General features: G+C 69.7%; 9 protein-coding genes. 3 read left to right on the top strand and 6 right to left on the bottom strand.

Annotated elements, in window-relative coordinates; all coding sequences use genetic code 11:
- On the top strand, nt 1–243 hold a 243-nt coding region (locus ACH4DZ_RS04655), incomplete at its 5' end, for a MarR family winged helix-turn-helix transcriptional regulator (RefSeq protein ID WP_398285428.1).
- A 1177-nt stretch (nt 244–1420) separates the two neighbouring features.
- On the opposite strand, the gene ACH4DZ_RS04650 is transcribed toward ACH4DZ_RS04655, so the two are convergent.
- Nucleotides 1421–2314 carry an NADP-dependent oxidoreductase gene (locus ACH4DZ_RS04650; RefSeq protein ID WP_398285427.1) on the bottom strand — a complete coding sequence of 298 codons (894 nt, stop codon included), beginning with the start codon at nt 2312–2314 and terminating at the stop codon, nt 1421–1423.
- A 70-nt stretch (nt 2315–2384) separates the two neighbouring features.
- Between ACH4DZ_RS04650 and ACH4DZ_RS04645 the strand changes: the two genes are divergently transcribed.
- Nucleotides 2385–3017, top strand: coding sequence for a TetR/AcrR family transcriptional regulator (locus ACH4DZ_RS04645; protein ID WP_398285426.1), 633 nt, complete (start codon nt 2385–2387; stop codon nt 3015–3017).
- Nucleotides 3018–3169: 152 nt separating this feature from the next.
- Here ACH4DZ_RS04645 and ACH4DZ_RS04640 read toward each other — a convergent pair whose 3' ends face one another.
- Entirely contained in the window at nt 3170–4009 is an 840-nt protein-coding gene (locus ACH4DZ_RS04640) for an SDR family oxidoreductase (protein WP_398285425.1), read from the bottom strand.
- Nucleotides 4010–4101: 92 nt separating this feature from the next.
- Between ACH4DZ_RS04640 and ACH4DZ_RS04635 the strand changes: the two genes are divergently transcribed.
- Nucleotides 4102–4533, top strand: a complete 432-nt coding sequence (locus tag ACH4DZ_RS04635) for a winged helix-turn-helix transcriptional regulator (RefSeq protein WP_398285424.1) — start codon at nt 4102–4104, stop codon at nt 4531–4533.
- Nucleotides 4534–4612: 79 nt separating this feature from the next.
- Here the strand turns inward: ACH4DZ_RS04635 and ACH4DZ_RS04630 are convergent, their stop codons facing one another.
- The 4 genes from ACH4DZ_RS04630 to ACH4DZ_RS04615 are packed head-to-tail and all read right to left on the bottom strand — an operon-like array spanning nt 4613 to nt 8286.
- Nucleotides 4613–5572: an aldo/keto reductase gene (locus tag ACH4DZ_RS04630; RefSeq protein ID WP_398285480.1), complete on the bottom strand. Its 960-nt coding sequence runs from the start codon at nt 5570–5572 to the stop codon at nt 4613–4615.
- A 40-nt stretch (nt 5573–5612) separates the two neighbouring features.
- Nucleotides 5613–6452, bottom strand: coding sequence for an SDR family oxidoreductase (locus ACH4DZ_RS04625; RefSeq protein ID WP_398285423.1), 840 nt, complete (start codon nt 6450–6452; stop codon nt 5613–5615).
- Complete coding sequence (locus tag ACH4DZ_RS04620; protein WP_398285422.1) at nt 6449–7252, bottom strand: carboxymuconolactone decarboxylase family protein; 804 nt, start codon at nt 7250–7252, stop codon at nt 6449–6451. Before ACH4DZ_RS04620 ends, ACH4DZ_RS04625 begins: the two co-directional genes overlap by 4 nt.
- On the bottom strand, nt 7249–8286 hold the full coding sequence (locus ACH4DZ_RS04615; protein WP_398285421.1) for an alcohol dehydrogenase catalytic domain-containing protein: 1038 nt from the start codon (nt 8284–8286) through the stop codon (nt 7249–7251). Before ACH4DZ_RS04615 ends, ACH4DZ_RS04620 begins: the two co-directional genes overlap by 4 nt.
- Nucleotides 8287–8328 lie beyond the last annotated feature (42 nt).

Genomic DNA, 8328 nt, shown 5'->3' with positions numbered 1-8328 from the left:
ACCGATCAATCTTTTGGATCGCTGGCCGCCCGCATGGCCGACCGCGGTCTGATCGAACGGGTACCGGGCCCTGGGCGTGCCGTCCGTCACCGGCTCACCGAGGAAGGCGCACGGCTGCTGGCCGAGGGTCAGAGCGCGCTCGACACCGTCACCACGGCCTCGTTCAGCGCACTCACCCCCGACCAGCTCGACCAGCTCGGCGCCCTCCTCGACATCGCCCTCGGCCCCAACCCCACCGACTGATCCCCCATCAATTGGCATCCTGCCACCTGGTGACCGACCCCGCGCTCCCCAACCTGCCGCCTGCTCCCACACGTCGGCCAAGTCCCGTCAGCGGTCCTGTGGGCGGAGACGTCCTCAGGTCGGGCTGCGGGGACGCGCGGCTGAGCAGTAGAGGAAGGTGCGGTCGACGCCCGCGCGCCTGACGAGGGCCGCGAAGGAGACGCCGGTGGAGAAGTCGTCGCAGCTCACCGCAGCGGAACCGCAGCGGCAGGTCACCCCCACGGTGATTGCCGACGGCGGCTGTCGTGTTTGCGGGTGGGTTCTGGTTCCGGGGTGAGGGTCAGGCTGGGACTCGGATGCGGGTGGGCGGGGGAGCGGGGTAGTGGGCCAGGATCTGTCGCCCGCTCGGTGAGGTGCGCAGGCCGCCGGTTTGCCGTGACCTCAGCGGGATTTCGGTGGATCGGCGGGTCGGCCCGCTGCGGCATCGTTGCAGCCTGCCATCCAGTGCCGGGACGGTTCTCTTCCGTCTGGCGTTTCGTACTCCACGCACACAGTTGCTTCAGGTTGGCCGGCTTCGTAGCCCTCCTCGTACTGCTGCTGGTACCTGCCCTTGCATCCGGATACGAGCAGCAACGGAACAACGAGAAGGACAACCGCGTATCTCCGCGCATGCTCGGTGGAACCCAACCGTCCATACCGCAACACGGCACTGGGCTCATCCTTGACGTGAAGTATCGGAGGGGCTCCCTCGTGCATGCGGCTCACTATTCCAGAACGCGCCCCGGTGTCCGGGGCGTGGAGAGGAACGCATACACCGGACGTACCCGGGTTATCGCGGGCGTCCTTGCCGGTCACCGCGCGGGGTCGCCGCGCGGGGTCGCCGCGCGGGGTCAGCTCTGTGGGTGGCGACAGCCGGCCCGTTCGACGCGGCGGGACACTCAGCAGAAAGTCGATGAGGACCGCGCGTAGAAAGTCGCGGACTGGGTGGTGAGGCAGAAGCCCACGTCACCGTCCCGGGCGCGGCGCATCCGGCCGCGCCCGGGAGGGGTGAATGTCTCCTACGCGGAGGTGTGGGCCGCCGACATGATGGTCGCGCCGGCGCCGTCGCAGCAGGGTGACCGAGCCCTTCATCTGGCGGCTGCGTCGCCGAGTCGGCGGGGCTGAACATGTGAGTCGGCGGACAGGGCAGGGCCGGCTTTCAGACGATCAGGACCCGGCGCCCGCGAGTGTGGCCGGCCTGGCTGTCGACGTGCGCCGCCGCGGCCTCGGCCAGCGTGTACGACTTCTCGATCGGGATCCGGAGCTTTCCCCGCGAGATGAGGTCGACGGCCTCGGCGAGGGCTTCCGGCACGCTCCCGGCTACGCCGGAGAACCGGACACCGAGCGCCGGCGCGCCGGGATCGGCGATGGAGATCACCTTCTGTGGATCCCCGGTCAGCTCGACGAGTTCGCGGATCACACCCGAGCCGGCCAGGTCGAGAGCTGCGTCGACCCGGCCGAGCTGCTGCACTCGCTCAACCCAGCCCTGGCCGTATGTCGTGGCGAGGGCACCCAAGCCGCGCAGATAGTCCTGGTTCGCGGCCCCAGCGGTGCCGATCACCACGATGCCGCGATCGTGGGCTATCTGCAGAACCGCTGATCCGACTCCCCCGGACGCACCGCTGACCAGCAGTGTCTGTCCGGACCGCACGCCTACCTCGCGGATGACGCGCAGCGCCGTCTCCACCACGGAGGGGTACCCGGCCGCCTCCTCGAACGTCAGCCCCTCGGGCATACGGGCCCAGTCCGACAGCACGGCGGACTCGGCATAAGTGCTTGATCCTTCGCCGAACACACGGTCGCCGACCTCGACCCCCTCTACGCCCTCGCCGACCTCGTCCACCACTCCGGAGGCGTCCACCCCGACGCCGGAGGGCAACTCGATCGGATGCGCCCCCAGGATCTGGCCTTCGCGGATCCTCCAGTCGACGGGATTCACGCCCGCCGCCCGTACGGCGATACGTACCTGACCGGGGCCCGCATGGGGTTCCTCGGCGTCCACGAGTTGCAGCACGTCCGGACCGCCGAACTCGGCGAAGCTCACTTTTCTCATGCCCCGGACCGTAACACTAACGGATAGTGTTTTGAATCTGTTGTGGTTTTGTATCTGGTAGTGTCAGATCATGACCGTGCCGAATGGACGCCGTGAGCGCAAGAAGGCCGCGACGCGCCAGAAGATCGCCGACACCGCCCTGCGGCTCTTCCTGGAACGCGGCTTCGACGCGGTGGGCATCCGTGACGTGGCCGCCGAGGCCGACGTGGCCGTCACCACGGTCTTCTCCCACTTCGCCTCGAAAGAGGCCCTGGTGTTCGAGCAGGACGAAGACTTCGAGCTACGCCTCACGCGGGCGGTCACCGACCGGGAGCACGAGCCGCTCATCCCTGCGCTGCGCCGCGAGGTCCAGGCCCTGGTGCGACATTGCACGGCGGACAGCGCCACTCCGACCTGGCACATGATCACCGCATCACCCGCCCTGCGGGAGTACGAGGAATCCATGAGGCTGCGCCATGCAGAGGCACTGGCGGCGGCCATGGCCGCCGATCCGGCCCTGTCACGGACCCCCACGGCCTGCCGGGCCATCGCCAGATTCGTGATCGACGCCTATTCGCTGGCCCGTGAGGCGGCCGATCCGCAGGCCGCGCTCGACGAGACCTTCCGGATGATCGAGGCCGCGTGGGCCGTCACCCAACCCTCCGGCAACTCCACCGGCGCAGCCGGATCGCAGCCGGTCTCCGGGGCGGCCCGGCGCATGTGAGGGAGCGGCCCGCCGTCTCATGCACTCAGCAGATTGCTCCGGCTCCTGAGTCTTGGATGAGTCTTGGATGGTGGTGGGCGGTGACGCCAGGGGGCAGCCCCGTGCGGCCGTAGTCGCAGGGGGCTGCCCGGGCACTTCAGCTGAGTTGTGCCTCAGCGAAAAGCGGCGATGTTACGGGCGACCCAGTCGTCGAAACGGCGCGGAGCGCGACCGAGGACTCGTTCCACGTCCGAGCTGATCCGCAGTTCGGCGGGGCTCGGGGCGGAGATGATGTCCAGGGTGTCGTCGGCGAGCGCCGGCGGCACGAACCGGGTCATCGCGGCTTTGGCCTCCTCACGGGTGAGTTCGTGAAACCGCACCGGCGAGCCGAGCGCGGCGGCGACGGCCTCCGCCTGCTGACGGGGCGTGATCACCTCGGGCCCGGTCAGCTCGAAGAATCCGCCGGTGTGCCGGTCGTCCAGCAGGCAGGCCGCCGCGACCTCGGCGATGTCCGCCGGGTCGACGACCGGAACCCCGACATCGCCGAAGGGCGCGGCGACCGTCCCTTGCGTGCGGACGGACTCCGCCCACGCCAAGGCGTTGGAGGCGAAGCCGCCCGGTCGCAGGACGGCCCAGTCCAGACCGGACTCCCGCAACGCGTCCTCCACCGCGCGCATCGCGATCCGCGACGGGCCGAGCGGCCTGGTCGCCACTCCCTGCGAAGACAGCAGGACGACTCGGCGGACCCCGCCGGCAGCGGCCAGGTCGATGATGTCGGCCGGCCGGGCTTCGGGGGCGTGCAGGTCGCCGGACAGCAGGAGGAACAGCGCCTTCGCCCCGTCCAAAGCGGCGGTGAGGCCCCGCGGCTCGGCCAAGTCGGCCGGCACGTGCCGGACCCCGTCCGGCGTTGCCGCCGCGTGCCGTGACACCGCCGTCACCTGCTCGCCCGCGTTGGCCAGGGCCTGCGTCAAAGGCCGGCCCACATTCCCGGTAGCTCCGGTCACCACGATCATGTTCAGCTCCTAGTCCGTTGTGCACTGCGGCAATTGACGCTAGGAGGCAGGCTTACTTTTCGTAAGAACATACCCAGAGGTAAGCTCCGGACATGGGGGAAGGCGCGCAGCTTACGCAGGCCGAGGCGGGCAATCGGTATGAGGTGTTTCACACCGACTGCCCTGCGCGCGACGTGGTCGACCATGTGACCAGCAGGTGGGGTATCTGGGTGCTGATCTCCTTGCGGAGCACCGACCTCCGGTTTTACGAGCTGCGCGACAGCATCCAGGGCATCAGCGAGAAGATGCTCGCTCAGACACTGCGCGCACTGGTCAAGGACGACCTGGTCTGGCGGAAGGTCGAGCCGACCACGCCACCCCAAGTCACCTATGGGCTGACTGAGTTCGGCCAGGACGTCGGTGCGCCACTGACGGACTTGTTCGACCGGATCACACAGCGTCTCGCGACCGGCGGGCCGTCCGCCACGGGGCCACGCCACCAAGACACGGGGGGCGTCTCACAGGGTGCTGTCCGGCGTGGATGATGTCGAACCAGACGTCGCCGTTGAACCAGTCCTTGGATCCCTTGCCGGTGGGTTGCGGTTCGACGAACTGCGCGGTGTGTCAGCGTCCCAGGGTGCGCAGTCCGGCTTCGTTGTGGGTGTCGCCGGCGGCCGGGGTGAGGTTGTCCAGGCGCTGGAGCTGCTCGTGGGTGAGCTTGATCCGGTCGGCGGCGAGGTTCTCCTCCAGGCGGGAGACTCGTTTGGTGCCGGGGATGGGGGCGATGTCGTCGCCCTGCGCGAGGAGCCAGGCGATGGCGACCTGTGCGGGTGTGGCGACGGCCTGGGTGGCGACGGCCCGGACCTCGCCGAGGATGCGCAGGTTCTGCTGGAAGTTCTCGGCGGTGAAGCGGGGGTTGTCGCGCCGCCAGGCGTCATCGAAGTCGTCGAGGGAGCGGATGGTGCCGGTGAGGAAGCCGTGGCCGAGTGGGGAGTACGGCACGAAGCCGATGCCCAGTTCCCGCAGGACAGGCAGGACCTCGGCCTCGGGGTTGCGTGTCCACAGCGAGTATTCGGACTGCACCGCCGCGACGGGATGGACGGCGTGGGCGCGGCGGATGGTGTCAGGGCCGGCCTCGGACAGGCCGATGTGGCGGATCTTGCCTTCGGTGACGAGTTCGGCCAGGGTGCCGACGGTGTCCTCGATGGGTGTCGCGGGGTCGACGCGATGCTGGTAGCACAGGTCGATGCGGCCGGTTCCCAGCCGGGTCAGGGAGCCTTCGACGGCGGCTCGTACGCTGGCCGGGCTGGAGTCGAGGGTGCCTTGGTCGCGGCCGGAGTGGGAGATCATGCCGAACTTGGTGGCCACGACCACGTGGTCACGGCGGTCCTTGACGGCGCGGCCGACGAGTTCCTCGTTGGTGTGGGGGCCGTAGACCTCTGCGGTGTCCACGAGCGTGACGCCCAGGTCGAGGGCGCGGTGGATGGTGCGGATCGATTCCGCTTCGTCCAGGTCCTGGGTGCCGTAGACGCCGGTCATCGTCATGGCGCCCAGACCGATCCGGGCGACGTCCAGTTCGCCCAGGCAATCTCCTGGTGCTGCGGCGGGCGAGGCGCGGGAGAGATCACTCTCCGGGCGGGAAGTCCGTGGAGGCCGCCAGGTCGCGCTGGGCCTCGAAGTCCTCGATCCGCTTGCGGAGCACCCCGAGGGTGGAGTCCAGGGCCTGGGAGCCGAGGACCATCCGCAGTGGGGCGGGTTCGGTGTCGACGGACTCGATGATGCGGGCCGCCATGCGCTGGGGGTCGCCGGGGGCGAGGCCGCCTGCGGGGTCGAGCATGGCCTTGAAGGCGTGGGCGGGGTTGCCCTCGTAGGCGTCGATCGGGTCGGCGATCCGGGCGCTGCCGTAGCGGAACTCGGTGCGCGCGCCGCCGGGTTCGACGATCGTCACGCCGATGTTGAACGGGGCGACCTCCTGGGCGACCGACTCGGCGAACCCCTCGATGCCCCACTTCGCCGCGTGGTACAGGGAGTTGCCGGGGAAGGCGACGTGCCCGCCGTAGGTGGACATCTGGATGATGCGTCCGCCGCCCTGGGCGCGCAGGTGCGGCAGGGCTGCGCGGATCAGGGTGATCGAGCCGGTGAGGTTGGTGGCGATGATGTGCTCGACCTGGGCGTCGCTGATCTCCTCCGCGGCGCCGAACAGCCCGTAGCCCGCGTTGGAGACGATCACGTCGACCCGGCCGGCGGCGAACGCGGCGTCCACCGTCTCGCGGACGGCTGCGGTGTCGGTGACGTCCAGGATCTCCGGACGGAAGGTGTCGGGGTACTGCTCCGCCAGGCCGGCGACCTTGTCCAGGTTGCGGACGGTGCCGATGACCGTGTCGCCGCGCTGAAGGAGCTGGGTCGTCAGGGCGTGGCCGAAGCCGCTGCTGACTCCGGTGATGAGCCAGGTGCGGGTGGTCATGCGTTGTCCTTCTTCGCGGTCGGGGCGGTGGCGGTCGGGGCGGCGGCGTCAAGGGCGGCCAGGGCGTTGAGGGTGCGGGGGTAGCCGATGAACGGCAGCAGACCGGTCAGCACGGCGAGCAGGGTGGCGCGGGTGTTGCCGACGTTCAGGTTGGCCGCGACGTGCCCCTTCACCTGGGCGTCCGCGCCGCCGAGTGCGGCAAGCATCGCGAACGTGAGCAGTTCACGGGTGGGGACGTCGATGCCGGTGCGGGTGTAGTGGTCGCCGAAGCAGTTGCCGCTCAGGAACCGCTGGATGTGCTGCTCGTCCGCGGGGGCGTTCGCGTACATGGAGTCCACGGCCTTCTCGCCGACGATCCGCTTCTGGACCGCCAGGCCCTGCTCCATCCGGGTGTCCGGGCCGGTGGTCGACTGGCCGTCCAGGGGCAGTTCGACGCCGCGGTCGGTGAGCACCTCGTTGGTGGCGTGCAGGAAGTCGAAGACGCGGGCCGTTCCGGCGTACGGCACCGCTTGGTAGACGATCTCCTTGGCCTCCACGGGCGTGACACCGACGGTGAGAGCGGCGCCGAGGATCATCCGGTACTCCGCCACCGCGCCGACAGCGATCATCGCGGCGAGCTGGGTCATCAGCCGGGTGCGCTCATCGAGGTCGCCGGTGCGGCGCAGGGTCTCGTCGAAGGCGAAGTTGTCGAAGTACTCGATCAGCTCCGGATCGGTGACCGCGAGGGTGGACACGTGGCCGGGGAAGAGCCGCTCGTGCGCGGCGGTGGCGGCTGTGCTGGGCTTGCGGGCGGCAGTCACGGGCGCACCATCACCTTGAGGTTGATGCGCTCGTCCATGGCCCGGTAGGCGTCGGCGACCTGGTCCAGGCCGACCTCGGCGTCGAACACCCGCCCCGGGTCGATGCGCCCTTCCAGGACATCGGGGATGGCCTGCTCGATGTACGCGCGCACCGGGGCCGGCCCGCCGGTCAGGCCGGCGTTCTTCCCGAACAGCGACCCGAAGCCGACCGGGGCCTCCTCGTACTGTGGGACGCCGACGCGGGAGATGATCCCGCCGGGGCGCACGACGCCGTACGCCGTTTCGTAGGCGGGCATCAGACCGACGGCCTCCAGGACCACGTGGGAGCCCTCGCCGCCGGTCAGGTCCATCACCTTGGCGATGCCCTCCTCGCCGCGCTCGGCCACGACATCAGTGGCGCCCCATTCGCGGCCGAGGTCGGTGCGGGAGGTGTGCCGGCCCATGAGAATGATCCGCTCCGCGCCCATGCGGCGGGAGGCCAGCACCGCGGACAGGCCCACCGCACCGTCACCGATCACGGTCACGGTCTGGCCCGCCGAGACGCGCCCCATGTGGGCGGCGTGGTAGCCCGTGAGGTACACGTCGCTCAGCGCGAGCAGGGAAGGGAGCAGCGCCGTGTCCACGTCCGCGGGGACCTTGACCAGGGTGCCGTCGGCCTGCGGCACGCGGATCACCTCGGCCTGCGCTCCGCCGACGCCTCCGGCCCCGTACCAGCCGCCGTGCGGGCAGGCGGTGTGGAAGCCGTCGCGGCAGATCGGACAGGTGTTGTCGGCGAACGCGAACGGGGAGACGACGAAGTCGCCGCGCTTGAGTCCGCGGACCTCGGAGCCGGTCTCCTCGACGACGCCGAGGAACTCGTGCCCCATGGGCACACCCTCGTCGGTGTTGTCCATCGAGTGGTAGGGGTGCAGGTCGGAGCCGCAGACACAGGCCAGAGTGATCCGGACGATCGCGTCCGTGGGATCGACGATCCGCGGGTCGGGGACGTTCTCGACCCGGACATCGCCGGGGCCGTACATGAAGGTGGCACGCATATGGGATCTTGCCTCTCGTTACTGCGTGGGTCGGTGTGCTGT

This window comes from Streptomyces sp. NPDC017991 (genome assembly GCF_044328075.1).
Classification (GTDB): domain Bacteria; phylum Actinomycetota; class Actinomycetes; order Streptomycetales; family Streptomycetaceae; genus Streptomyces.
Note: the sequence above shows the minus strand (reverse complement) of the source record. Positions and strands in the feature narration are given on the sequence as shown.